This window comes from Kluyvera sp. 1366 (genome assembly GCF_054823405.1).
The window spans coordinates 503,703-525,675 of record NZ_JBTRDW010000002.1; the positions used below are offsets into that span (position 1 = coordinate 503,703).

Here is a 21,973-nt window from a genome sequence, read left to right on the forward strand (position 1 = left end):
TTGTCCCCTTACGCCACAGCCGTTTGCTTTTCATACAGGAAATGCAGAATCCGCTGACGCAGCTGGTGATAGCGCGGCTCGTCGGCTAACGCTACCCGTGAACGTGGACGCGGCAGGTCGATGTTGAGAATGTCACCGACCTGCGCGGCGGGGCCGTTGGTCATCATCAACACGCGATCTGACAGCAACACCGCCTCATCGACATCGTGCGTAATCAGCACAATGGTGGTATTGAGCTCCTGCTGGATGCGCATCACGCTGTCTTGCAGATGAGCGCGCGTTAGCGCATCCAGCGCACCGAACGGTTCATCCAGCAGCAGCACACGCGGCTGCATGGCCAGCGCACGCGCAATCCCGACACGCTGCTTCATGCCGCCGGAGATCTCCGACGGACGCTTATGCAGCGCGTGACTCATCTGCACGCGATTGAGGTTGTGTTCGATCCACTCGCTCATCTCTCTTTTGCTCATTTTTCCTTTGAACACTTGCTGCACCGCCAGCTCCACGTTTTGGTAGGCGGTCAGCCACGGCAGCAACGAATGGTTCTGGAACACCACCGCACGCTCCGGACCGGGACCGCTGATTTCGCGGTTGTCACACAGCAACACGCCGCTACTCGGCTGCGTCAGCCCGGCTATCAAATTGAGAAGCGTGGACTTTCCGCAGCCGGAGTGACCAATCAGGCTGAGGGTTTCACCTTCGTGGATATCAAAACTGACGTTATCGAGGGCGAGGAACTCGCCGCCTGCGGTATTGAAGCGCTGGCTGACCTGCTGTACGCGAATAATTGGATTCATCATCGGCTCCTTATTTTTCCCAGCTAAAGCGGCGTGCCAGTAACATCAGCGCCTGTTCGAGCAGTAACCCGACCACGCCAATCACCACGATGGCAATCAGGATGTTTTCCACATTGAGGTTGTTCCACTCGTTCCAAATCCAGAAACCGATACCGAGCCCACCGGTTAGCATTTCCGCAGCGACAATCACCAGCCATGCGATGCCCATCGATAAACGCATACCGGTTAACACTGCAGGCAGCACCGCCGGGAACAGAATGCGGCGCATCACTGTCCACTCATTGAGCCGCAGCACGCGCGCCACATTGAGATAATCCTGCGGAATTCGCTGTACGCCTTCGGCGGTGTTGATCACCATCGGCCAGATGGAGCAGATGAAAATGGTCCAGCTTGATGCCGGTTCAGCGCGCTGGAACAGCAGCAGGCCAATCGGCAACCAGGCAAGTGGACTGACCGGACGCAGCAACGCGATGATCGGGTTGAGCATGTGCGCGATAAAGGTAAAACGGCCAATCAGGAATCCGGCGGGAACGCCCACCAGCGCCGCCAGACCAAAGCCGATTGCCACCCGCTGCAGCGAGGCGACCACGTTCCAGCCGATGCCCTGATCGTTAGGCCCGTTGTTGTAAAACGGATCGGCAAACAGCGTGACGGCGGCTTGCCAGGTGGCATATGGCGTGGGGAAGCCTTTACTGGACATTGAAGCCAGTTGCCAGACAAACAGCAGCAGAATCAGGCCGCAACTGGCGGGGATTAGCCGCTGCAGCAGGGGACGGAGCCAGCGTTGACCCCGACGCGGTGCGGGCGTTACCTTGAGTGCAATCACCTGCGCCGGTGGCGCGGCGATCGGCGCGGTATTGAGCGAGCGTGCTTCAGATTTCATCATGACCTCACTTAACGGCGTTTAAGGGCAAAACTGTCGGCATAAGCGGCGGGATTGCTGCCGTCCCATACTTTGCCGTCGAACAGTGTGCTGCTGCGCATCTCGCCGGCTGGGACGCTAATGCCGCCCACCGCGCTGGCGGCCTGTTTGTAGATATCAATACGGTTGATCTGACGCGCCACTGCTGCATAATCAGGCGCGGTTTGCACCATGCCCCAGCGCTTCATCTGCGTCAGGAACCACATGCCGTCGGAAATCCACGGGAAGCTCACTTCACCGTCGCGGAAGAAGCGCATACCGTGCGCGTCCTGCCAGCGCTGACCGAGGCCATTTTCGTACTGACCGAGCATGCGCCCTTCCAGCGTTTCCACTTTGGTGTTGATCCACGCGCGTCCGGCCAGCACCTGCGCGGTCTCTTTGCGGTTAGCGTCGGAGGCATCGATCCAGCGCGCGGCTTCCAGCACTGCGGCGGTCAGCGCACGGGCGGTATTGGGGTTCTCTTGCACCCAGGCGGCGCGCGTGGCGAGAATTTTTTCCGGATGATCCGGCCAAATTTGCTGTGTGGTGGTGGCGGTAAAACCGATGTTGTCGCTGATAGCACGCTGGTTCCACGGCTCGCCAACGCAGAAGCCACTCATATTGCCCATCTTCATGTTCATCACCATTTGCGGTGGCGGGACCACCACGGTGCGCACATCCTCAAACGGGTCGATACCGGCGTTGGCCAGCCAGTAATAGAGCCACATGGCGTGTGTACTGGTTGGGAAGGTATGCGCGAAGGTAAAGCTGCCTTTGGCTTGGCTGGCGATTAATTTTTGCAGGCTGGCCGCATCAGTAACTTTCTGATCTTTAAGCTGATTCGCCAGGGTGATGGCCTGCCCGTTGTTGTTGAGCGTCATCAGGTTAGCCATCTCATGCTGAGGCCCGGCAATGCCCAACTGCAGACCATAAATCATGCCGTACAACGCGTGCGCGGCATCCAATTCGCCAGCGGTGAGCTTGTCGCGCACCGCCGCCCAGCTGGCTTCTTTACTCGGTTGCAGCGTCAGACCGTATTTTTTATCGAAGCCTTTTACTGACGCCATCACCACCGGCGCGCAGTCGGTGAGCGGAATAAAGCCGACGCGAATGTTGCTCTTTTCGGGCGCATCGGAACCGGCAGCCCATACCGCATTGCGTAATCCCGGCAGTAGATAGCTGCCACCGACCGCCGCGCTACCCAGGAGAAATTGACGTCGTGACAATGTGAACCGCGTTTTACTCATCATGCGCATCCTGAAAAAAAGAATAAAAAAAGGCGTCCTCCCGCATGTCGCAAAAACATGGGGCCGGACGCCTTTATCCAAAGCACTCGCTTCACCGCCGTTGGCGAAACAAATGCGCAATGTCTGTAAGGTATTGCAAAGCCTGTGCCAAAAATATCAGGCCGTTTTATCAAGGCTGGCGCTATAAATGCGCTGATGATGCGTCGTTTTTGCACTGCGCTGACGCACTCTACGCACAGGGTTTGTGCAGCTACCTCCTTCGAGTTATGCCTTGAGCGTGGCGGCAACCGCCAGCACCGCCAGGGCTATTTCCAGCACCCGTTTGTTCTGGTTCATGGCGCTCTTACGCAGCGCCTGCCACGCATCCTGCTCGCTGAAACCGTGCTGCTGCATCAACCAGCTTTTCGCCTGATCGATAATTTTGCGTTCATCCAGTGACGCGCGCATCGAGGCGAGTTCATCGGCCTGCGTCTGCAGACGCTGCGACTGCTCACGGATCAACGCCAGCACCGAACGCCCGAGCTGGGGCGCGAGGCCATTGCTGTCCAGCGTGGTTTCAACGCCTGACAGCCAGCTGGCACCCGCGATATAAAGCGAGAAACTGGCCTCTTCTCCGATGGCTATCGGCGGAGATTCACTGTGCTGGGCAGCCGCAATCGCACACTGACAGCGATTCATCAGCGTGGCGCACAGCGTATCTTCAATCTGTTTCATCTGATCGAGACGCGAACTGAGCAGACTAAACCACTGCAACACGCCATTTTCACCGCACTGTGCGCCGGTGCAGGCGATGCGTCTTAGCCGCTCAATTTGGCTGCCGGCATCGGCTATCGCCTGCCAGCGTTGTAGATTTTCCGCATCAGAAAATTGGCTGAAAGTCGCAAAGCTTTGCTCCTGCGCAGCGATCAACACCTGAATGCGCTGCCGTTGCGTCTCGGTAAATTCACCGGCAGCGAATCCCGCTGAACCGGTGGCGCGCTCCTGTCCGGCCAGCTCTTTGCCTTGCATAAAGCTAAATAGCGCGATTAACGCACGCGAGATGTCCGGCTCACTGGCGGTATCCGCCGCTTCAAATACCAGATTGAGTAAGGTGCAGATGATGTGATTAAACGCATCCATCGCCTGCGCCTGCGTCACGGTGCGGCTGTATACTTGCTGACGCAGCGCCGGCAGACTGTCCAGCGCCTGAAGCGCAGTCGCGATCAGCATGCAAAATCGGCTATAGCCGGGCTGCGCCTCTGCTTCCGGCAGCACCGCCATTGCACGCTGTTCGCGCAGTTCTACCTCCGCAGCGCGCTGTGCTAGCTCTTCACCAAACAGTCGATCAGCCGAGCACAGCCAGATATTGCTGGCTCCACGTTCACGCTGCAGCACATGGATCAATTCACTGATGGCGGTAATCTGTTCGCCGGTCCGCAGCAACCGTTGCAGGCTCGCAATCTCGCTGGCGCGGCTAGCACGTAGATAGTTCAAAGCCCGATTCATTGCTTTCTCCAGCGGTTTAGCGGTGTAAACAGAGGGTCAAGCAAAAGCCATGCCGTGCTGCGTTTAAACGTGGCAGAATTGGGCCCGGAAATTCCGAAATTGAGAAAATTGTTTCGCAAGGCAATCTTTTTTGCTTCATACAAATAGATTAATCTTATTTACCATTTTCGTTTGGTACTAACAGCGACCAAATGCCGTTGCGCTGCCTCGCATCGTTAACTGCAGCGAATAAATTAACTCAGCTTATCTATCACCGTGACTATGTGTTTTATATCATCGGCCTGCGCTGCTTTTTCGCCCGCTAGCACGGGATTTCTCATGGTGCAATGGTTTGAATTCTCAAAAGTCTTAGGTAGACTTAGTTCAGCACTATCTTTCTGTAATCTGTCTGTTTTTTTGATGGCTTTCTCGCTGCTTAATCTGCCTGCCTTAACGGCCCGTGCCGCAGATTACTCTGCAGCTAATCTGATGAAATTTGAGGATCATGGTGAATAAGAGTCTCGTGCTTGTGTTGCTGGCGGTATTAAGTCTGGCTGCTTGCAAAGCGCCACCGCCACCCGTTACAGATGACACGCTGGTAACCAGTGAAGTGAATGGCGTCCAACTGGTCCATCGTCATGCGGTGGCAGCACCTGGCGAATTCACGCCGGTCAATGAGAGTTATCGCGCGCTGTATGCTGCCTCGGTAATGACCACGCCTGATTATGGTGGCAAGGTAGTGCGCTATCTTGATAACGCCAAACCGTTTGAAGTGCTCGGCCGTGTTGAACACAGCTGGCTGGCAGTGGCTGATGAGCCTAACGGCCAGTTAATTGGCTATATTCCGCCGAAAGCGGGCGTGGAGAGCAGCCGTTACGACGCGACCATTCGAAGCGATCGTCCGCGCCCCCGCCGCAACAGCAAACAGGTTTGTGTGGCCGTTGGCGGCGCCAGCAAGGCTTGTCGCACTAACGATACCGCGACCTGGATTTTAGACTGATAATGCAATCCGGCGCACAATGCCCGCAGAAGCGCTTGCTCTGCGGGCTGTGATTTTCGCCCTTGCCTGGATAACCAAGATTTAATGACTCAGGATTCCCTTGCTCGCGATGGCATTGTCGCGGGCAATGATAACCTTTTGCTTAATGCCGCAGCACCCATCCTGAATGCCGTGGTACGTATACGGCAGGCCGCGACACATGACGATCCTGCCGGATTGCGCCAGTTACTGATCGAAGAGATCCGCCAATTCGAACAACGCTGTAAACAAGCGGGCTTACCTTTTGAGATGATTATCGGCGCGCGCTACTGCCTGTGCAGCGTGCTGGATGAAGCCGCAGCGCAAACTCCGTGGGGCACGCGCGGCGTGTGGTCCGGCAACGGCATGCTGGTCACTTTTCACAATGAAAGCTGGGGCGGTGAGAAAGTGTTCCAGCTGTTGTCGCGCGTATCGCAAAGCCCGCAGCAGCATCTGTGGCTGCTGGAACTGATCCACTATTGCCTGCTGCTCGGTTATGAAGGCCGTTATCGCGGCAGTGACAGCGGCCGCGCGCAGTGTGAAGCCATCCGCAAACGCCTGGCACAACTCATTACGGAACATCGCCCGGCAAGCGCCAATCCGGCGGTGCCGCTGGTGGAAGTGCATCCGCTGGTCAGCACCCTGACGCGTCCGATGGTGCCGCTATGGGCCTGCGTTACCCTGGCCACGCTGGTGGCGAGCCTGATTTACAGCGGGCTGAACTGGCGACTCGGCAACGCCGCCGAACCGCTGCTGCGCACCATCTATCAAACCCCGCTGCCACAAATCACGCCAGGACGTCGCCCTACTTCCCCTCAAGCGCTGCTCGATCTGCATCAACGTCTGAATGATGTGATTGCCGCCGGGCAGCTGGAAGTGAGCGACGGCGCGTTCGGCAGCAAAGTGATCATCCCCGCTGACAAACTGTTCTCCAGCGACGGCACGGTGGTGAATCAGGTGGGACGGGCGCTGCTGGCGCATGTCGCCAGCGCAATGAAAACCGTTAAAGGCACGGTATTGGTGTCGGTGTATACCGATAACAGCCCGGTCGATGGCCGTTTCGCCTCCAGCTACGAATTCTCCTCTGCGCGCGCACGCGCCATCATGCAGCTGCTTAATCCGCAGCTCGCGGAAGGTCACAGCGTGAAAGCGGAAGGTCGCGGCGACAGCAATCCGCTGCTGCCGAACGACAGTAATGAAAACCGCGCCCGCAATCGTCGGGTGGAAATCACCCTGTTTGTGACACCGGAAACCCTCGGCAATCATCAGGGAGGCCAATGATGCGCGCATCACTGCAACATCTGTTAACCCATCGCCTGTTGTGGAGCCTGATTGGCGTCACGGCATTGAGCTGCGTGCTGTGGATGCTCGGACCGCTGTGGAGCTGGGGCGATACGCGCCCGCTCGAGCCGGTATTGCCGCGCCAGTTAGCGGTGGGTCTGCTCTATCTGCTCTGGCTGCTGTTCCAGTTTATTCCTGCACTGTGGCGCGGCTGGTTTAATAGCAAGTTGCTCAACCGTCTGCAGCAGATGAGCCAGGAAGAGTTATCCGATCGCCAGGCCACCGAAACCCTGCTGGCGCAGCGCTTCAGTGAAGCAGCGCTGCGTTTAAAGCGCACCCAGTTTGGTCGTCGTCATCAGCAGAGCTGGCTGGCACGTTTTCAAAGTCACTACCTTTATCAGCTGCCGTGGTACGTGATGATTGGCGCGCCGGGCGCCGGTAAAACTACCGCACTACTCAACGCTGGCCTGCAATTCCCGCTCACTGACAGCCTCGGCAAAGCGGCAATTCGCGGCGTGGGCGGCACGCGCCACTGCGATTGGTGGTTCACTGACAGCGCGGTGCTGATCGATACCGCCGGACGTTACGCGTTGCAGGAGAGCCAACGCGCGCGCGATGGCGCGGAGTGGCACAGTTTTATCAATCTGCTAAAGCGCTATCGCACCCGTCAGCCGATCAACGGCGTGATCATGACCATCAGCGTCTCCGATCTGCTGACCGATTCAGCCGAAGCGCGCAATGCGCAGGCCAGCGCGCTACGAGAACGCATGGCGGAGCTGCATCAGCACACCGGCATTCACTTCCCGGTGTATGTGATGGTGACCAAAACCGACCTGCTGAAAGGGTTTATGAGTTTTTACGGCACGCTCAGCAAGCCGCAGCGCGATGCGATTTGGGGCTTCACTTTCCCGTGGGAACCGGGCAAACCGCATAAAGACGACTGGCACCGCAGCTTCAGCCAGCAATATCAGCACTTAGAACAGCGTTTACAGCAGCAGCTGGCCGACGTCATGGCTGGCGAGCGCGATCTCACCCAGCGCGCCGACAGCTTCCTGTTCCCGCAAGAGTTCAGTTCGCTGCGTCCGCTGCTGAATGAGTATCTCGATGTGGTGTTTTCCAGCCATCAGGAGCCGATCGCCTGGTCGGCGCGCGGCCTGTTCTTCACCAGCGGCACGCAGGAAGGTTTACCGTTTGACCGCATCATGGGCGAGCTGAACCGCAAGCTGCAGCTGCCGCATACCGGCGAAAGCAGCCTCGCGGCGTGGAATAGCGTCGATCGCAGCAGTCCGATCCCCGGCAACAAAGGACAGAGTTTCTTTATCCGCGATTTGCTGAGCGATTTAGTGTTCCGCGAAAGCGGCCTGGCGGGCAGCAATCGCCATTGGGAATACCGCAACCGCCTGTTCCACTGGATCGGTTATGGCGTGCTGACCGGCGCGCTGCTGCTGCTCTCCTGTTTGTGGCTCACCAGCTATATTCAGAATCAGCGTTATCTGGACCAGGTTGCCGAACGCCTCGCGCCGATCACCACGCAGAGTCAGCAGGTGATCCATCAGCCCGCCGATAATATTTTTGATCTGCTACCCTTCTTAAATAACCTGGTGAAACTGCCGCTCTCCGAGCGTTTTTCCCTCGACAATCCACCGCTTACCATGCGCGTTGGGCTGTATCGCGGCAACCAGGTCAGCGATGCGGCGTGGGCGCTTTATCAAAATGCGCTTAAGTCTTTACTGCTGCCGCGCGTGGCGCAGCAGATCACCAATTTGCTGCGTGACGATCCGGGCACCGATAACGATTACAGTCGCAATGCGTTGCGGGCCTATCAGATGCTCTATCAGCCGCGCAATTATGACGGCGAGTTCCTGCGTGGCTGGCTGATGCAAAACCTGCAGCGCACGCTGCCGGATGATGTCAGCGCGCGCGATTTGCAGCAGCTCGACTGGCATCTGAGCCAGCTGCTGGATCAGCAAATTCAGTCTTCGCCGTATGCACGTGACAATGCGTTGATGATGCGCAAGCTTGCGGAGAATCTGAAAAATGCCGGTGACAGCAGCAACACGCTGGCGATTGCGCCGCACGTTGTTTCGCAGCGATTGACCAGACACAGTGAGTAATGGTGAGGTAATCATGCCGACACACACTGCGCCGGGCTGGTACGGCAAGTTACCGGCCACCGGCGATTTTTTGCGCCAGCGTCTGAGCGAAAATACCGTGACGCCGTGGAGCCACTGGTTTCAGCAAGGATTACTGCACTGGCATCAGCAAGCCGATGCCAGCACCGCACAGTTTTTACGTGCGCCGGTGTGGAATTTTGTGTTACCGCTTTCGCCGCTGCGTCAGCAGGTGCAGATGGGCTGCCTGCTGCCGTCTTGCGATCGCGTGGGCCGCAGCTGGCCGCTATTGGCGCTGCGCAGCTTCCCGCTGAGCCACTGGCACAGCGCGCAGCTGGCGATGTCCGGTGACTGGTTCCAGGAACTGGGCGCGCTGCTGCTGCACGCGGTGCGCGATCGACTCAATCCCGATGCGCTGGAGCAGCAGATGCAGCGCCTGTCACCGCTGCTGGTGCCGGATACGCAGCGCAGCGACATCATGGATGTGATTGGTTTTGATGATTTACCCTGCACGCTGAGCTGGCGTGAAGTGGCTGACAGATTCGATCCGCAGCAGCACATGAGCTACTGGTGGAGTAATCGCAGTGACGGTTTTAGCCATGCCACCCATAAACACAGTGGCCCGCTGACTGCGCAACTTTTTTCATTATTGTTTAACCCGGCGTCTGGTGCACAGCCGGGCCGCAACGGCCTCTATCCACCGATGTTTGAATAGGCCGTGGCGTTTGCCTTGTTAACGGGATGACTCATGCAATTTACCATTGTGCAGTGCAATACGGATGTGCCCGCCAAGACGGTAGCCTTTAAACCGCCCGGCGGCACCATCGGCCGCAGTCAGGATAACGATCTGGTGCTGCCTGACGAATCGCGCGCCATATCGCGTCTGCAGGCGCTGGTGCATCTTTCGCCGGAGGGCGAGTGCCGCCTGACCAATCAGGGCAGCGTCACGTCGGTGGTATTGAACGGCGTCGCGTTGCAACGCGGCTCGCAAGTGGCGTTGCAGGATGGCGACACGCTGCAAATCGGTGAGTATGGGCTCGAAGTCCGCGATCCTAACAACCTGAAAGCCCGCCAGGACGATCCGCTGGCGTTCTTTGCCGACAGCAGCGACGACCCGCTCGGTATGATGCAGGAGTCGGAGGTGATTCCCGAGCCGGTTGTGCGTCAGGAGCGCCGCAACGATCCGCGTCTCGCTATCGATCCGCAAAGTGATGCGCCGACACTGCCCGCCACGTTGCCGGGCGTCTCTCAGGACAAACTGATTGCCGCGCTGCTGGAAGGGATGGGGCTGAACAACGGCCATCAAACCACCATCACCGAAGAGCAGATGCGCGTAACCGGTCGCATGCTGAGCCTGTTTTCGCAAGGCACCGTCGCCCTGCTCTCCTCGCGCTCGATCCTCAAGCGCGGCGTGAAAGCCGACATGACGATGATTCTCAATGAGGCGAATAACCCGTTCAAAATTCTGCCGTCCGGTAAAACCGTATTGATGCAGATGTATCAAAGCCAGATGCCGGGCTTTATGCCGCCGGAACCGGCGGTGCGCGATGCGCTGGTGGATTTGCAGGCGCATCAGCTCGGCATGATTGCCGGTATCCGCGCCATTATTGCCGCCATGCTGCAGTCGTTTAACCCGCAGCGCTTAGAAGAAGAAGCACGCAAAGATGGCGTGCTGCCCAAAATGGCGTTCAGTACCGGACGCAAAGCGGCGCTGTGGGATTACTTCTCACGCCACTATCAACGTACCGCTGGCGAAATTGAGGATGACTTCCATACGCTGTTCGGCGAAGCCTTCCTGCATGCCTATGATATGGAAGTGAATCAATATAAAGATTCTCAAACGCGGACCGAAGACGCATGAAGATGATGTTTGCCAGCCGCTGCCAGCAAGGCATGCGCGACGAAAATCAGGATCGTACCGGCGCCGAGCTGGACGATCATAAAGCCTGTTTTCTGGTGTGTGACGGCGTCGCCGGTTTGCCTGGCGGTGATATCGCCGCGCAGCTGGTGCGCGATACGCTGCTAACGCAGCTGCAGCACAGCGCGACGTTCACCCCTGAAAGCACGCGCGCCGCCATTGAACACTGCCAGCAGGTGCTGATTGAGGCACAGGGAAACAATCCGAATTTTTCACGTATGAGCACCACGCTCGCCGCGCTGTTTATCGACCGCGAAAAACAGCGCGCATGGTGGGCGCACGCTGGCGACAGCCGGGTTTATCACTTCCGTCATGGGGTGCTAAATCAGGTGACGCGTGACCACAGTCTGGCCCAGCAGTTACGCGAGGCGGGCTATGAAAATACCGGCATTAACAGTAATTTACTCTATAATGCGCTCGGTGTTGAGCCTGCCCGTCCGGCCACTTTTAGCGAGGTGATTACGCTGGCCGATGGCGATGCGTTTCTGGTTTGCAGCGATGGATTCTGGCTCAATCTCACCACCCACGAAATGGAACTGGCCCTGCGCATGGTGAATGCCTGCGAAGAGTGGCTGACTTTGATGGAACAAGCCGTTAACCGCAGTGTTAAAAGCGACAATCTCAGCGCTCTGGCCGTCTGGATTGGCGAACCGCAGGAAGCGACGCTGCTTTATTCCCAGGCTGATGCGGCACGTTTTCTGCCGTCACGTTATTGATCCAAGGATGCTTATGAAAGTGTGGTTGACGGGCTTCGCAACCCTGTTGCTGGCCGTAAATGCGCAGGCAGAAGATTATCGCGTGGTGTATTCCCCGAGCCTGTCATTAGAAGTCTACATTGATGACGTGGCGAGCAAAGCGCCCAACGACTGGTGCAAAGAGACGCTGCCGCTGCGCATCGTCTCGGGCAAAAGCACCGACTCCAGCATCCTGACCAGCTTCCTGCCGCGCGTCGGTACACTGCTGGCGAATCAGTGCGGCCTGCTGGATGAACTGCCATGGCAGATGACCAATAAAGAGGGCAGCGTGCTGGCTAACGGCAGCGCAGCCAAATTACAGAACTGGCGCCCGATCGTGCTGAACGATGCCACCGCCAGCGCCACCACCAGCAACGCCGCGCCGCTCGATTTGTCACGCCCGGCGGATAGCACGCCGCTGCAGCACTTTGCCTTGCCGGGCGGCTGCCATTTCCGTACCTGGTGGGATGACAAAGGCGAATCGCTGTTTATCCCGGATAACCCGAATCAGCACTGCTCCACCGAAGGCTGGCTGGAAGGCCCGAGCGAAATGACGCTGATGAGCGCTGGCAAAACCCATAATCTGGCGCTGAACTTCTATCAGGGCTACCCGATTGCAGATTTGAAAATGAGCGGTCCGCCGCTGGAAGTGGTCTCGGTGAATAACCAGCGCATGATTGTTACGCGTCCGGATGCCGATGATAGCTGGTTAGTGCTGCCGTTTGATGCACAACAGCATGTGTGGCGTTTTAGCGGCACACTTCTGGTCAAGATGGACAAAACCGCCGATCAGGGCAGCGATGTGCTGAAAAAGCGGGTTGAGACGTTACGCGGCGTTTGGTCGCCGCAATTTATGCCACAGCAAAAAGTGACTGTGTTACTGATTGACACCCTGCATGCGGATCTCGCCGATCCGGCGATTGGTGCCTGGCGTAACATTAATTAATTAGCGGTCGTTGCCTGCCGTCATCGTGATGACGGGGCGCTACAGGACGTGTTCAGAGAGTTCACTATGTCGGCAAACGAAAACCATACACCTAACGCCCTCCCTGCGGGCTACCGGTTTAATGAATTTGAAATCAAGGAAGTGATTGGCGGCGGCGGCTTCGGCATTGTTTATCGTGCCTGGGACCATCAGCTGGAACGCACCATCGCGATCAAAGAGTACATGCCCGTCTCGTTGGCGGTGCGTGCGGCGGATATGTCGCTGGAACTGCGCGGAGAGCGTTTCCATAAGCTGTTTACCGCCGGTCGTAATAGCTTTATTCAGGAGGCGCGCCTGCTGGCACGCTTCAATCATCCCGGCTTGCTGCACGTGCTGCGCTTCTGGGAAGAGAACGGCACCGCCTACATGGGCACGCTCTATTACAGCGGCATGACGCTGAAAGAGTGGCAGATCACCAGTCCGGACAGCATTGACGAGAGCTGGATCCGTCGTCTGCTACCGCCGCTGTTTGGCGCCATTGATACTATCCACGCCGCCGGTTATCTGCATCGCGATATCTCGCTGGATAACATCCAGATTCAGGAAAACCAGCTGCCGGTGCTGCTTGATTTTGGCTCGGCGCGCAAAGAGATCGGCAACCTCTCGGATGAAACCGAGATCATGCTGAAGCCCGGCTTTGCGCCGATTGAGCAGTACAGCGAAGAAGGCGAAATAGAGCAAGGTCCGTGGACCGATATCTATGCGCTAGGCGCAGTGCTGCACAACCTGATCACCGGCCATGCACCGCCGGTGAGCGTGGTGCGCTGCATTGAGGATAACTATCAGCCGCTGGTGGAGCGCAAGCCGGAAGGCTATTCGCTGCCGCTGCTGCACGCCATTGACTGCGCGTTAGCCATGAAGCCAGCAGATCGTCCGCAAAGCATTGATGCCTTTGCCAGCTTGATCGATCTGCCGGTCAGCGATGTCGAAGCGCTCTCCACCACTATTCCGCTCGTGGCTGAGCCGGTTGTGCCGGTGGAGCCGAGTGTTGCAACGCCGGAACCGCAAGTGTTGGCCGTCAATCATGCTGCTGCCTCCGTTGAACCTTTGACGCCGCGCAACGTGCGTCGTTTGTCGCCAGGTTTAGTGGTGGCCGCTGCGATTGCGGTGCTGGCGGTTGTGGTGGTGGTTTGGAAAGCGAATCATCACAGCGAAGCACCACCGGTCGCCGCCAGCACTGCGCCCGCTGCGCCTGCCGCAGCAGGCAACAGTGTAGCGAGCAGCGCACCGACGGTGGCGACGGTTTATCTGCGTTTGCAGGCGGGTGAGAATGTGATGCTGAATGGCGAAGCCCGCGATGTGAAGCCCTCCTCCAGCGGATTCGCTTCACTGAATCTGGCGGCGGGGAACTATCGCATTGAGGTGCGTAACGGCAACCAGGTGCATAGCCAATCGCTGACCATCGATAAGCCGGGAACCTGGCTGATTAATCCGGCGCAGTAATCCGTATCAGCGCGCTGCCGAATGACTCTGCAGCGCTCTGACATCTGCTGCCAGGCGCGTCAATGCCGCTTCCTGCATGCCACGTTTGCCTAGCTCCTGCTCCAGCGCGTAGAGGTATTGTGCGTTGGTGCCGAGCGGACCGCTGGCCTGGGCAATCAACGGCGCAATGGTGCTGCGGCAGGAATCGGTTTCATACAGCGGATGACGCGGATCCATGATAAACACCAGCGCGGTGACGTTGCGTCCATCCTCCAGCTCCAGTTCACACCAGGTTGGCAGATAGCAGCCGGTGATCATTTCACGCTTCCACAGCAGCTCCAGCTCATCATGCAAACGCGATTCCGGTAAACGGAACGCCAGTCCGCTGGTGGAACCGCCCTCTTTCAGCGCCAGCATACGGCCAGGCGCGGTTACGGTGCCGCGACCGGCAATCAGACGCAGGCAAAACGCACGGTGCCAGCCCTCTAAACGACCCGGCGCCACTTCGGCCGCTTCAAAAATGGGATTCCACATCAGCGAGCCGTAGCCAAAAATCCACACCGGGCTTTGGTCAGGACGACAGGCCAGCGTCGCGGACAGCGATGCCGCACGCTTTTCACAGCTCCAGAACAACGCTTCATCAATATCGCCAAACGATGTTTTACAATCTGCTTTTAACAAAAATTCCCGCGTTAACACTGTGGTCTCCTCTACTACGCTGACATCTTGCCGGTGTGGTTCCTCAAAACTGATGTCTACAGGCGACGCTCATTGCATCGTCTTAAGAGAAGACATTAATTCATTTTTAACAAAACATTCAAGATTGACCCCGATCACAAAAGGGAAATTCTGTGTAAATAGCATCGGCTGCCTGGTGAGGAACTTGAATGGCGAAGGGAAAAGTGCGAGGCGGGCCGCACCGGCCCGCAAGACAAACTAGTTTTTAGGGTGCCACTTGTCATCGTCACCTTTTGAGTACTCATGCTTGACAGCTGCCCAGGCGACTTTGTGTGCCACCTCTTCGCGCGACTCATCGCCACGCCGGTCGTCGGGATCTTTGTATTGGTCCCAGGCGCTGTTAAAGGCCTTTTGATAGATGGTTTGTGCGTGAGCCGGCAGGACATGACGCACGCTGTCTGGCAGCTCTTTGTTTGATGAATAAGGCATATTTCCTCCGGATTAATACTCAGAGTTTAAGTCTGGATCATCTGGGTCAAAACGCAAACTGGTACTTTCACTGAAAGATGGCGTAAAACAGGTTTAAACCTCTATAAACTTCACCCTATACGACGATTAACCAGACCAATCTCATCTTTAATTGGTTGAGTGACTCATGCAACATAATGAATACAGGCGTTAATCCAGCGATAACACACTCTTTTGCCGTGTTATGCATAATAAACGCTTTTGGTAAAATCGCGTAAAGTCACAGCAGCACAGCTGATGAAAAGTTACACTGCGTTACGTCAGAAAACTCATTATATTTATCAGGCAATGATTGCCTGCTTTGTACTTTTTCCGGAGAGGATGGTAAATGCCTGGACATGAGAAAACCCGCCATACCGAGTACTCACTGATTTTCCCCGTTGCTGCGCTGGCGGTGCTGAGCTTCTTCGGCAACCAGACAGCGCTTCTGCCGGTTATCGGCATCAACCTGTTGGCATTAGTTGCCATTCTGTTTAGCGCCTTCAGCGTCGTGCGTCACGCCGACGTGCTGGCACACCGTTTAGGCGAACCTTATGGCTCGCTGATTCTCAGTCTTTCCGTCGTCATACTTGAAGTGAGTCTGATCTCCGCGCTGATGGCCACCGGTGATGCCGCGCCCGCGCTAATGCGCGACACGCTCTACTCGATCATCATGATTGTGACCGCCGGTTTAGTCGGCTTTGCCCTGCTGCTGGGCGGACGCAAGTTTGCCACGCAGTACGTTAATCTGGCGGGCGTAAAACAGTACATGATCGCCATTTTCCCGCTGGCGATTCTGGTGCTGGTGTTCCCCAATGCGTTACCTGGCGGTAACTTCACGACCACGCAGGCGCTGATCATCGCGGCGATTTCTGCGGCCATGTACGGCGTGTTCCTGCTGATTCAAACCAAAACCCACCAAAGCCTGTTCGTTTATGAGCATGAAGATGATGGCGACGATCCGCACCACGGTAAGCCTTCTGCGCACAGCTCGTTGTGGCACACCGCATGGCTGATCGTGCATCTGATTGCGGTGATTAGCGTGACCAAGATGAACGCCAATCCCCTGGAGAGTCTGCTGACAGAACTGAACGCCCCGGCGCAGTTCACCGGCTTCCTGGTGGCGCTGTTGATCCTGTCGCCGGAAGGTTTAGGTGCAATCAAAGCGGTACTGATGAATCAGGTGCAGCGCGCAATGAATCTGTTCTTCGGTTCGGTGCTGGCGACCATTTCGTTGACGGTGCCTGCAGTGACCATCATCGCTACCCTGACCGACCAGCAATTGGTGTTCGGCCTTGAGCCACCGCAGATGGTGATCATGAGCGCCGTGCTGATCCTGTGTCACATCTCGTTCTCAACGGGCCGCACCAACGTGTTGAACGGTGCCGCGCATCTGGCGCTGTTTGCCGGGTATTTGTTGACGATTATGCTGTGAGACTAGCGGTCGGCATAAATGCCAACCATACGGAAATCGTGCATGTTGTAGGATCGCCATTAATGGCGACCAGCCAATAAAAAAGGCGCCATCGGCGCCTTTTTCACATTTGAAAACAATCAGTTGCTGGTATCCAGCTCTGGGAAGCTCTTCACCAGATCGTCGATGGCTTTCATCTGCACCAGGAAGGGTTCCAGCTTATCCAGCGGCAGCGCGGATGGACCGTCGCATTTGGCGCTGTTTGGCTCTGGGTGCGCTTCGATGAACAGGCCAGCAATGCCAACCGCCATGCCGGCACGCGCCAGCTCGGCGACCTGCGCACGACGACCGCCTGACGCAGCGCCGAACGGATCGCGCGTTTGCAGCGCGTGGGTAACGTCGAAGATCACTGGGCTATTTTGGGTGACGTTCTTCATCACGTTGAAGCCGAGCATATCGACAACCAGGTTGTCATAGCCGAAGTTGCTGCCGCGATCGCACAGGATAACCTGATCGTTGCCGCCTTCGACGAATTTGTCGTAGATGTTACCCATCTGGCCTGGGCTAACAAACTGGGGCTTCTTGACGTTGATTACCGCGCCGGTTTTCGCCATCGCTTCCACCAAATCGGTCTGACGCGCGAGGAAGGCCGGCAGCTGAATCACATCAACCACGTCAGCCACAGGCTGCGCCTGCGATGCTTCATGCACATCGGTGATGATTTTCACGCCGAAAGCCTGCTTCAGCTCCTGGAAAATCTTCATGCCCTCTTCCAGGCCAGGACCACGATAAGATTTGATTGAAGAGCGGTTCGCTTTATCAAAAGAGGCTTTGAATACGTAAGGGATCCCGAGTTTGTCGGTGACCTCAACGTAGTGTTCGCAGATGCGCATGGCGAGATCGCGCGATTCCAGCACGTTCATGCCGCCGAAGAGAACGAATGGCAGATCGTTTGCGACCTTGATATCGCCGATATTCACTACTTTCTGTGTCATGCCCTTTCCTTTCCTTTTATCGGGTAACGCTTAGTGCAGCGTTACCTGTTTCTGTTCAATTGCGTGAATCTGCACTTTAATCATCTCGCTGACCGGATCTTCAGGACACTGTTCAACGAAATAGGTCAAATCATTCAGCGCGATGTGTTCACACTCTAATTGCGCGTAAATCAAACCACGGTCGCGAATCTCGTAAGGATCGTCAGGATCGATCTGCAGCAGCACTTTGCTGACGTTCAGCGCCAGCTCCATCTGCTTCTCTTCCATCAGCGCGGATTTCAAGGTGTCGAGCATCTTGCGCATCACGTTGATGGTCTTGGCTTCGTCGAGATCGTCGTTATACAGCTTGGCGGTTGGGCTGATGTTGCCTTTCAGCCACACTTCCAGCGTATGCGTATCCAGCGTTTCGCCGTTGAACGGGTTGATCAGCCACATTTCGCCATCTAACCAGTCGGCACGCAGAATCAGCTGTGTCGGGAAAATCACCGGCATCAGCGGCAATTCCAGCTCATCGGCGATGTGCAGCAGGATCACGCCCAGCGACACCGCCGTGCCCTGACGGCTCTTCAAGACTTTGTCGATCCACAGCGCGTCGGAGAGATTGTAGACGCCGCTGGCGCCGCCAAATCCCCACTGACGATAGAACAGCTCCAGCAGCTTACCCAACTGCAAATCGGCGTCCTGTTCGCTGCTGACAAACTCACGGGCTTCATCTACCAGCGCCGCCAACTGTTGTTGCACAGAAGGCGCGGAAAAATCATTGCGTATGGCGCATGTGGCGCCAATCACCGCTTCACTCAGCGGTGTTTTACTGTAATCGAGTTGCTCTGGCGAGGTCATACAATCCCCAATAACGGCATTTTGGTCATCGCCAGCTTAATCACAAACAGCAACGCTACGATTGCAATCAGGAAGGCGATCCAACGTGTCCCCATTTTACGTGGGCGACGGCTCAATGCCACGGAACCTAAGGCGATGTAGATAATAACCGCTAACAGCTTCTCCGTCAGCCAGCTTCCTTGCGGTGTGAACGGATAAAAATGCGTAATCATCACCAGCAGCGCACCGCTTAACAGCAAAAAGGTGTCGTTAACGTGCGGCGCAATGCGCACCCAGCGGCGTTGCAGCATCGCTGAGCCGGTGGTTTGCCAGTAGAAGCGCAGCAAAAACAGACAAATCGTCAGCGCAACGGTCAGCAAGTGAAAATGTTTAATCAGGGGATACCAGCTCGCCATCGTTATTCCTTATTAAAAAATTGTCCTAGTGTGACGCGCGGATTACCGCCGTAATCGTCAACGGTGCTCACCGCCTGATAACCGTGCTGCGTCATGATGGCGCGCACGGCTGCACCTTGCTGCCAGCCATGTTCCAGCAGCAGCCAGCCGCCAGCGTGCAGCCAGTGCGGTGCGGTGTGAATGATAAAACGTAAATCGGCCAAACCCTGATCGTCCGCCACCAACGCGCTGCGCGGTTCAAAGCGCACGTCGCCCTGCTGCAGATGTTCATCGGCGGCATCAATATAGGGCGGATTGCTGACAATCAGATCAAAACGTTGGGCGGGAAGATCGTTAAACCAGTTGCTGAGGATGAAGCGGGCGTTATCAATGTGCAGACGCTGCGCATTGTCCTGCGCCAGTTCCACCGCCGCCGCGATGCGATCGCAGCCGATAACCTGGCAGCCTGGCCGTTCGCTGGCCAGCGCCAGCGCAATCGCGCCGGTGCCAGTGCCTAAATCCAACAGAGACGTCGCGGCGGCCGGCAGATGTGCCAGCGCTTGCTCCACCAGCACTTCGGTGTCCGGACGCGGGATCAGCGTGGCATCACTGACGCGCAACGGCAGCGACCAGAATTCACGCTCGCCGACCAGATGCGCAATCGGCTCGCCGTTGACGCGGCGCGCCAGCAGCGCATTCAGTTGTTCCAACTGCTGCGCGTCCAGTTCCGCATCGTCAAAGGCAATCAGCCAACTGCGCGCTTTGCCCGTCACAAAACCCAGCAATATTTCCGCATCGCGCTTCGGGCTGTCGCCGCCACAGAGCGCTACCACAGCCTGCTGTAGCCAGCGACGGATGATCATTAGTCCTGTCCAGCCAGCGCGGCCAGCTGATCGGCTTGATACTCCTGCACAATCGGCTCAATCAGCGCATCCAGCTTGCCTTCCATCACCTCATCGAGACGGTAAACCGTGAGGTTGATGCGGTGATCGGTGACGCGGCCCTGCGGGAAGTTGTAGGTGCGGTTACGATCCGAACGGTCGCCGCTGCCGAGCAGGTTACGACGCGTCGAAGCTTCAGCGGCATTACGCTTTGCCGTTTCCGCCGCGTGAATACGCGCGCCCAACACCGCCAAGGCTTTGGCTTTGTTTTTGTGCTGTGAACGTTCGTCCTGACACTCCACCACAATGCCAGTTGGCAAGTGGGTGATACGAATCGCGGAATCGGTGGTGTTAACGTGCTGACCACCGGCACCGGAAGAACGGAAGGTGTCGATTTTCAAATCGCCGGCGTTGATTTCCGGCATTTCCGCTTCGGGCAGTTCCGGCATGACCGCAACGGTACAAGCCGAGGTGTGAATACGGCCCTGCGATTCGGTTTCTGGCACGCGCTGTACGCGATGGCCGCCCGATTCAAACTTAAAGCGGCCATAGGCGCCATCGCCGATGATGCGGGCGATCACTTCTTTATAGCCGCCGTGCTCACCTTCGTTGGCGCTGATGATCTCAACCTGCCAGCGACGCGCTTCGGCGTAACGGCTGTACATACGGAACAGATCGCCGGCAAAAATCGCCGCTTCATCACCGCCGGTTCCGGCGCGCACTTCGACAAAGCACGAACGTTCATCGTCGGGATCTTTCGGCAGCAGCAGCACTTGCAGCTGTTGTTCCAGCGCTTCACGCTTCTCACGTGACAGCTTTAATTCTTCCTGCGCCATCTCGCGCATTTCCGGGTCTTCCAGCATCATTTCGGCAGTTTCAACGTCTTCCTGCACCTGCTGCCATTCGCGGAAACAACGGGTGACGTCGCTAAGCTGGGCATATTCGCGTGATAACGCACGGAAACGATCCTGATCGGCAATCACGCCGGCATCGCCCAGCAACGCTTCCACTTCCTCGTGGCGTTCCTGGAGCGCTTCCAGCTTGGCAACAATAGAGCTCTTCATGTAATAGCGGGTATCCCAGTGATAGGTCGTGACTGACCAGATTACTCTAAACCGAGGCTGTCACGTAAGATCTGCAGGCGTTCGCTGTCGCCGTCGCGCGCGGCCTGCTGCAGTGATTTGGTTGGTGCATGAATTAAACGGTTGGTTAGCTTGTGTGCCAGTTCCTGCAGCACTTTTTCGGCGTCAGCGCCCTGCTGCAGCGCGGCCAGCGCGCGTTCCTGTAACTCGGCGCGCACCTGATCGGCCTGCGAACGGTATTCACGGATGGTCTCAACCGCGCTTTGCGCGCGCAGCCAGGCCATAAATTCGCCGCTCTCCTGCACCACAATGCTTTCAGCCTGCACGGCGGCGGCTTTGCGCTGCGCCATGTTCTGCTCGATGATCGCTTGCAGATCATCAACGCTGTAGAGATAGGCGTTCGCCAGCTTGCCCACTTCCGGCTCGACATCGCGCGGTACGGCGATATCCACCAGCAGCATCGGCTGATTGCGACGCGCTTTCAGCGCGCGCTCCACCATCCCTTTACCGATAATCGGCAGCGGGCTGGCGGTGGAAGAGATAATGATGTCGGCATCGGCCAGACGGGTTTCGATATCGCCGAGGCCAATCACTTCTGCCCCCACTTCATCGGCCAGCAGCTGTGCGCGTTCGCGGGTGCGGTTGGCGATCATCAGCTTCTTGACGGAGTGTTCGCGCAGATGACGCGCCACTAACTCGATGGTTTCACCAGCGCCGACCAGCAGCACGTTAACGGTGCTGAGCGATTCAAAAATTTGACGCGCCAGTGAACAGGCAGCGAAGGCGACCGATACGGCGCTGGCGCCAATCTCGGTTTCGGTGCGCACACGCTTGGCCACCGAGAAGGTTTTCTGGAACATGCGCTCCAGTTCACTGCTCAGCGCGTGGTCGCGTGACGAATCAACAAAAGCTTTTTTAACCTGACCTAAAATCTGTGGTTCACCCAACACCAGTGAATCCAGCCCGCTGGCCACGCGCATCAGATGGCTGACCGCCGCGTTATCCTGATGCCAGTAGAGGCTGTTGCGCACATCCTCTTCACGCAGGTCGTGATAGTCACACAGCCAACGCACCAGCTTCTCCTGCAGGTCGGCTTGCTGCTCTACACTGAGGTAGAGTTCCGTACGGTTGCAGGTCGAAAGGACCACACCGCTCTGCACCATCGGCTGGGACAGCAGGCTATTCAGCGCCAGTTCCAGCGTGTCTGGTGTAAACGCAACGCGTTCGCGTAGCGCAACAGGTGCAGTTTTGTGGTTGATTCCGAGTGCAAGCAGCGTCATGTGATTCGGGTTGGGATATCCCAAGTGTTGTCAGGGTTTTGTGC

The 21,973-nt window shown here is 57.0% G+C and carries 21 protein-coding genes; 9 read left to right on the plus strand and 12 right to left on the minus strand.

Annotation, left to right across the window (positions count from 1 at the left end):
* Positions 1-8: 8 nt before the first annotated feature.
* From ACVLVH_RS05845 to ACVLVH_RS05860, 4 genes are all read right to left on the minus strand, one after another.
* Positions 9-797, minus strand: coding sequence for an ABC transporter ATP-binding protein (locus tag ACVLVH_RS05845; RefSeq protein ID WP_101764128.1), 789 nt, complete (start codon positions 795-797; stop codon positions 9-11).
* A 10-nt stretch (positions 798-807) separates the two neighbouring features.
* Positions 808-1,680 carry a nitrate ABC transporter permease gene (ntrB, locus tag ACVLVH_RS05850; protein ID WP_101764127.1) on the minus strand — a complete coding sequence of 291 codons (873 nt, stop codon included), beginning with the start codon at positions 1,678-1,680 and terminating at the stop codon, positions 808-810.
* Between the two features lie 11 nt (positions 1,681-1,691).
* Positions 1,692-2,945: a CmpA/NrtA family ABC transporter substrate-binding protein gene (locus ACVLVH_RS05855; RefSeq protein ID WP_110866338.1), complete on the minus strand. Its 1,254-nt coding sequence runs from the start codon at positions 2,943-2,945 to the stop codon at positions 1,692-1,694.
* Between the two features lie 264 nt (positions 2,946-3,209).
* The gene (locus ACVLVH_RS05860) at positions 3,210-4,430 is read right to left on the minus strand and encodes a nitrate- and nitrite sensing domain-containing protein (RefSeq protein ID WP_498948958.1); all 1,221 of its coding nucleotides are present in this window, start codon (positions 4,428-4,430) and stop codon (positions 3,210-3,212) included.
* 484 nt (positions 4,431-4,914) lie between these two features.
* On the opposite strand from ACVLVH_RS05860, the gene ACVLVH_RS05865 reads away from it, so the two are divergent.
* The 8 genes from ACVLVH_RS05865 (at position 4,915) to ACVLVH_RS05900 (ending at position 13,899) form a co-directional block, all read left to right on the plus strand.
* A complete protein-coding gene (locus ACVLVH_RS05865; protein WP_192234148.1) occupies positions 4,915-5,409 on the plus strand; it encodes an SH3 domain-containing protein in 495 nt (164 codons plus the stop codon).
* An 84-nt stretch (positions 5,410-5,493) separates the two neighbouring features.
* The gene (gene icmH, locus ACVLVH_RS05870; RefSeq protein WP_101764124.1) at positions 5,494-6,708 is read left to right on the plus strand and encodes a type IVB secretion system protein IcmH/DotU; all 1,215 of its coding nucleotides are present in this window, start codon (positions 5,494-5,496) and stop codon (positions 6,706-6,708) included.
* Positions 6,708-8,822, plus strand: coding sequence for a type VI secretion system membrane subunit TssM (gene tssM / locus ACVLVH_RS05875; protein ID WP_498949051.1), 2,115 nt, complete (start codon positions 6,708-6,710; stop codon positions 8,820-8,822). Before icmH ends, tssM begins: the two co-directional genes overlap by 1 nt.
* Positions 8,823-8,835: 13 nt before the next feature.
* Complete coding sequence (tagF, locus tag ACVLVH_RS05880; RefSeq protein WP_110866339.1) at positions 8,836-9,534, plus strand: type VI secretion system-associated protein TagF; 699 nt, start codon at positions 8,836-8,838, stop codon at positions 9,532-9,534.
* Between the two features lie 33 nt (positions 9,535-9,567).
* Positions 9,568-10,680, plus strand: coding sequence for a type VI secretion system-associated FHA domain protein TagH (tagH, locus tag ACVLVH_RS05885; RefSeq protein WP_192411666.1), 1,113 nt, complete (start codon positions 9,568-9,570; stop codon positions 10,678-10,680).
* Positions 10,677-11,453 carry a PP2C family protein-serine/threonine phosphatase gene (locus tag ACVLVH_RS05890; protein WP_137385968.1) on the plus strand — a complete coding sequence of 259 codons (777 nt, stop codon included), beginning with the start codon at positions 10,677-10,679 and terminating at the stop codon, positions 11,451-11,453. The genes tagH and ACVLVH_RS05890 overlap by 4 nt, the downstream gene beginning before the upstream one ends.
* 13 nt (positions 11,454-11,466) lie before the next feature.
* Positions 11,467-12,417, plus strand: coding sequence for a hypothetical protein (locus tag ACVLVH_RS05895; RefSeq protein ID WP_110866342.1), 951 nt, complete (start codon positions 11,467-11,469; stop codon positions 12,415-12,417).
* A gap of 66 nt (positions 12,418-12,483) precedes the next feature.
* The gene (locus ACVLVH_RS05900) at positions 12,484-13,899 is read left to right on the plus strand and encodes a serine/threonine protein kinase (RefSeq protein ID WP_192411665.1); all 1,416 of its coding nucleotides are present in this window, start codon (positions 12,484-12,486) and stop codon (positions 13,897-13,899) included.
* A 6-nt stretch (positions 13,900-13,905) separates the two neighbouring features.
* On the opposite strand, the gene ACVLVH_RS05905 is transcribed toward ACVLVH_RS05900, so the two are convergent.
* Both ACVLVH_RS05905 and chaB read right to left on the minus strand, forming a co-directional pair.
* Complete coding sequence (locus ACVLVH_RS05905; RefSeq protein ID WP_168197458.1) at positions 13,906-14,577, minus strand: gamma-glutamylcyclotransferase; 672 nt, start codon at positions 14,575-14,577, stop codon at positions 13,906-13,908.
* 237 nt (positions 14,578-14,814) lie between these two features.
* Positions 14,815-15,045, minus strand: a complete 231-nt coding sequence (chaB, locus tag ACVLVH_RS05910; RefSeq protein ID WP_101764116.1) for a putative cation transport regulator ChaB — start codon at positions 15,043-15,045, stop codon at positions 14,815-14,817.
* 367 nt (positions 15,046-15,412) lie between these two features.
* On the opposite strand from chaB, the gene chaA reads away from it, so the two are divergent.
* Positions 15,413-16,498: a sodium-potassium/proton antiporter ChaA gene (chaA, locus tag ACVLVH_RS05915; RefSeq protein ID WP_101764115.1), complete on the plus strand. Its 1,086-nt coding sequence runs from the start codon at positions 15,413-15,415 to the stop codon at positions 16,496-16,498.
* 119 nt (positions 16,499-16,617) lie between these two features.
* On the opposite strand, the gene kdsA is transcribed toward chaA, so the two are convergent.
* From kdsA to hemA, 6 genes are read right to left on the minus strand one after another with little or no spacing between them, the layout of a single operon-like run.
* Positions 16,618-17,472 carry a 3-deoxy-8-phosphooctulonate synthase gene (kdsA, locus tag ACVLVH_RS05920; protein WP_101764114.1) on the minus strand — a complete coding sequence of 285 codons (855 nt, stop codon included), beginning with the start codon at positions 17,470-17,472 and terminating at the stop codon, positions 16,618-16,620.
* 30 nt (positions 17,473-17,502) lie between these two features.
* Positions 17,503-18,312, minus strand: a complete 810-nt coding sequence (gene sirB1 / locus ACVLVH_RS05925; protein WP_101764113.1) for an invasion regulator SirB1 — start codon at positions 18,310-18,312, stop codon at positions 17,503-17,505.
* Complete coding sequence (locus tag ACVLVH_RS05930) at positions 18,309-18,707, minus strand: SirB2 family protein (protein WP_101764112.1); 399 nt, start codon at positions 18,705-18,707, stop codon at positions 18,309-18,311. Before ACVLVH_RS05930 ends, sirB1 begins: the two co-directional genes overlap by 4 nt.
* 2 nt (positions 18,708-18,709) lie before the next feature.
* The gene (gene prmC / locus ACVLVH_RS05935) at positions 18,710-19,549 is read right to left on the minus strand and encodes a peptide chain release factor N(5)-glutamine methyltransferase (RefSeq protein WP_222233307.1); all 840 of its coding nucleotides are present in this window, start codon (positions 19,547-19,549) and stop codon (positions 18,710-18,712) included.
* Entirely contained in the window at positions 19,549-20,631 is a 1,083-nt protein-coding gene (gene prfA, locus ACVLVH_RS05940) for a peptide chain release factor 1 (protein WP_101764110.1), read from the minus strand. Before prfA ends, prmC begins: the two co-directional genes overlap by 1 nt.
* Before the next feature lie 41 nt (positions 20,632-20,672).
* Positions 20,673-21,929 carry a glutamyl-tRNA reductase gene (gene hemA, locus ACVLVH_RS05945; protein ID WP_061718543.1) on the minus strand — a complete coding sequence of 419 codons (1,257 nt, stop codon included), beginning with the start codon at positions 21,927-21,929 and terminating at the stop codon, positions 20,673-20,675.
* Positions 21,930-21,973: the final 44 nt, after the last annotated feature.

What these genes read in the sequence shown, in the direction of transcription:
- tagH (WP_192411666.1), top strand. Translation starts at nt 9,568, where the DNA reads ATGCAATTTACCATTGTGCAGTGCAATACGGATGTGCCCGCCAAGACG.
- ntrB (WP_101764127.1), bottom strand. Translation starts at nt 1,680, where the DNA reads ATGAAATCTGAAGCACGCTCGCTCAATACCGCGCCGATCGCCGCGCCA.
- chaA (WP_101764115.1), top strand. Translation starts at nt 15,413, where the DNA reads ATGCCTGGACATGAGAAAACCCGCCATACCGAGTACTCACTGATTTTC.
- kdsA (WP_101764114.1), bottom strand. Translation starts at nt 17,472, where the DNA reads ATGACACAGAAAGTAGTGAATATCGGCGATATCAAGGTCGCAAACGAT.
- ACVLVH_RS05890 (WP_137385968.1), top strand. Translation starts at nt 10,677, where the DNA reads ATGAAGATGATGTTTGCCAGCCGCTGCCAGCAAGGCATGCGCGACGAA.
- prfA (WP_101764110.1), bottom strand. Translation starts at nt 20,631, where the DNA reads ATGAAGAGCTCTATTGTTGCCAAGCTGGAAGCGCTCCAGGAACGCCAC.
- tagF (WP_110866339.1), top strand. Translation starts at nt 8,836, where the DNA reads ATGCCGACACACACTGCGCCGGGCTGGTACGGCAAGTTACCGGCCACC.
- ACVLVH_RS05845 (WP_101764128.1), bottom strand. Translation starts at nt 797, where the DNA reads ATGAATCCAATTATTCGCGTACAGCAGGTCAGCCAGCGCTTCAATACC.
- tssM (WP_498949051.1), top strand. Translation starts at nt 6,708, where the DNA reads ATGCGCGCATCACTGCAACATCTGTTAACCCATCGCCTGTTGTGGAGC.
- ACVLVH_RS05860 (WP_498948958.1), bottom strand. Translation starts at nt 4,430, where the DNA reads ATGAATCGGGCTTTGAACTATCTACGTGCTAGCCGCGCCAGCGAGATT.
- ACVLVH_RS05900 (WP_192411665.1), top strand. Translation starts at nt 12,484, where the DNA reads ATGTCGGCAAACGAAAACCATACACCTAACGCCCTCCCTGCGGGCTAC.
- ACVLVH_RS05895 (WP_110866342.1), top strand. Translation starts at nt 11,467, where the DNA reads ATGAAAGTGTGGTTGACGGGCTTCGCAACCCTGTTGCTGGCCGTAAAT.
- ACVLVH_RS05865 (WP_192234148.1), top strand. Translation starts at nt 4,915, where the DNA reads ATGGTGAATAAGAGTCTCGTGCTTGTGTTGCTGGCGGTATTAAGTCTG.
- ACVLVH_RS05930 (WP_101764112.1), bottom strand. Translation starts at nt 18,707, where the DNA reads ATGGCGAGCTGGTATCCCCTGATTAAACATTTTCACTTGCTGACCGTT.
- icmH (WP_101764124.1), top strand. Translation starts at nt 5,494, where the DNA reads ATGACTCAGGATTCCCTTGCTCGCGATGGCATTGTCGCGGGCAATGAT.
- prmC (WP_222233307.1), bottom strand. Translation starts at nt 19,549, where the DNA reads ATGATCATCCGTCGCTGGCTACAGCAGGCTGTGGTAGCGCTCTGTGGC.
- ACVLVH_RS05855 (WP_110866338.1), bottom strand. Translation starts at nt 2,945, where the DNA reads ATGAGTAAAACGCGGTTCACATTGTCACGACGTCAATTTCTCCTGGGT.
- chaB (WP_101764116.1), bottom strand. Translation starts at nt 15,045, where the DNA reads ATGCCTTATTCATCAAACAAAGAGCTGCCAGACAGCGTGCGTCATGTC.
- hemA (WP_061718543.1), bottom strand. Translation starts at nt 21,929, where the DNA reads ATGACGCTGCTTGCACTCGGAATCAACCACAAAACTGCACCTGTTGCG.
- sirB1 (WP_101764113.1), bottom strand. Translation starts at nt 18,312, where the DNA reads ATGACCTCGCCAGAGCAACTCGATTACAGTAAAACACCGCTGAGTGAA.